At 59.3% G+C, this 1,939-nt stretch carries 2 protein-coding genes; both read left to right on the forward strand.

What is annotated here, in order from left to right; all coding sequences use genetic code 11:
• Nucleotides 1-104 precede the first annotated feature (104 nt).
• The gene (locus tag NUW23_04535) at nucleotides 105-512 is read left to right on the forward strand and encodes a cupin domain-containing protein (protein MCR4425442.1); all 408 of its coding nucleotides are present in this window, start codon (nucleotides 105-107) and stop codon (nucleotides 510-512) included.
• Between the two features lie 52 nt (nucleotides 513-564).
• Nucleotides 565-1,939 (forward strand): aldehyde ferredoxin oxidoreductase (locus NUW23_04540; GenBank protein ID MCR4425443.1); only part of this gene is annotated, 1,375 nt, incomplete at its 3' end.

Genomic DNA, 1,939 nt, shown 5'->3' on the forward strand with positions numbered 1-1,939 from the left:
CTGATTTCGGCCGTCAGCTACCGGAGGGATTTTACACCAGAAATCGGACTTGATCTGCTGCTGGCCCGGAAGAGCGAACTGAGAATTCGAGAGGAGTGTAAAAGATGACAGTGAAACGTGTGTGGGAGATTCCCAGTGTTCGGATGAACCCGCCGGCGGAGCGAAACATGCAGGTGGTTCTGTCGAAGCAGAGCGATGATGTACGCGACTTTTCGTTCCTTGTGGCGAACCTCTACCCTCACGGCGGAAGCACAAGCATACACACTCACGATTGCTCGGACGAACTCGTATACGTTGTCTCTGGACGGGGCGTGGGACAGGTCGGCGACGAGACTGTGGATATAGTTCCAGACACCGTCCTCTATGCCCCGGCGGGGGTTCCTCACGGCGTGACCAACCTGGGTGACGAGGGCATGAAACTCGCGTGCTTCTTCATACCGGGACTCCCGGACGAGCGAATTGCCGCTCTGACGGATGGAGCCGTGTTGAGGATCCACAAGGGCAAGGAGTGACCGGCCACCCGGTACCATATGACGCTAGTCTCACTTGAGGAGGGTATACCTATTGGACCGAATTCTCCGAATCGACGTGAATACTCGAATGATTTCGTTTGAGCATGTCCCTCGCGACTACATGATGCTTGGAGGGCGGGGCCTGACTTCCAGGATAGTGAAGGACGAAGTTGAGCCAACCTGCCATCCCTTGGGGAAGCGGAATAAGCTGATACTGGCAGCTGGGCTGCTCGCGGGGACACCAGCTTCCAGCAGTGGACGGTTGTCAATAGGTGGAAAAAGCCCCCTAACCGGAGGCATCAAGGAGGCGAACGCCGGGGGCACCACCAGCGGGAAGCTCGCGCGGTTGGGGCTCAGGGCAGTCATCGTGGAAGGAAAGCCGGCCGACCAGGGCCCTTACGTCGTGGTCATAACGAAAGATGCGGCGGAGATCATGCCTAGGCCGGACCTGAGCCTTCTCGGTGTGTATGAGACTGCTGAGAAGCTCAGACAATCTTATGGCAGCAACATCGGCGCCGCCATCATTGGGCCTGCTGGAGAGATGCTCCTGACTGCTGCCGGAATCGCGAATCTCGACCCTGAGGGTCAACCCACTAGGTTCTCTGCCCGGGGCGGCCTCGGCGCGGTGATGGGGTCGAAGCGGGTGAAGGCCATCGTGTTGGATGATGAAGGGTGCCCGAGGCCCAAGCCGCGCAATGAAGCAGAGTTCCAAAGTGCATTGCGCGAGTATACGAAGGCCGTCCTGGAATCGCCCCAAACGGAAGTCTTCCGGAAGATAGGCACAAGCAACTTGGTCAGGATCCTGAACGGCCGCGCCGGTCTACCCACTCGCAACTTCAGACTCGGGATGTTCGAGGAGGCGGAGAGCATCTCCGGCGAGAGGCTCAGGGAGACTATACTCGAGCGGCAAGGGCAACCAGAGCACACGTGTATGCCCGGGTGCGTCATATCCTGCTCCAACGTGTACCGTGGCAAGGACGGGCAGAACCTGGTTTCGCCGCTCGAATACGAGACAATTGGTCTTGTTGGATCGAACTGCATGATCGGGGACCTTGATGCCATTGCCGAGATCAACCGGGTCTGCAACGACGTGGGGATAGATACCATCGATGCGGGTGGGGCCATTGGGCTCGCCATGGAGGCTGGCCTGATCCCGTTCGGAGACGCTCAAGGAGCTATTCAGCTCGTGCAAGAAGTGGGCAAGGGCAGTATCGTCGGCCGAATGATCGGTTGCGGTGGGGCCACGACGGCGAGGTTGCTCGGCGTCGTCGATGCGCCTGTGGTGAAAGGACAGGTTATGGCCGCCTACGAGCCGCGGGCCATAAAGGGCCTCGGAGTGACATACGCGACGTCCCCAATGGGCGCGGACCATACCGCAGGGAACACCATACGTGCACAGATCGATCACAGGTCCGCCGAAGGCCAGG

The sequence above is a fragment of the Bacillota bacterium genome (genome assembly GCA_024655925.1).
Taxonomy (GTDB): domain Bacteria; phylum Bacillota; class DTU025; order DTU025; family JANLFS01; genus JANLFS01.

Coding starts and splice junctions, on each gene's coding strand:
- NUW23_04535 (MCR4425442.1), top strand. CDS start 105: ATGACAGTGAAACGTGTGTGGGAGATTCCCAGTGTTCGGATGAACCCG.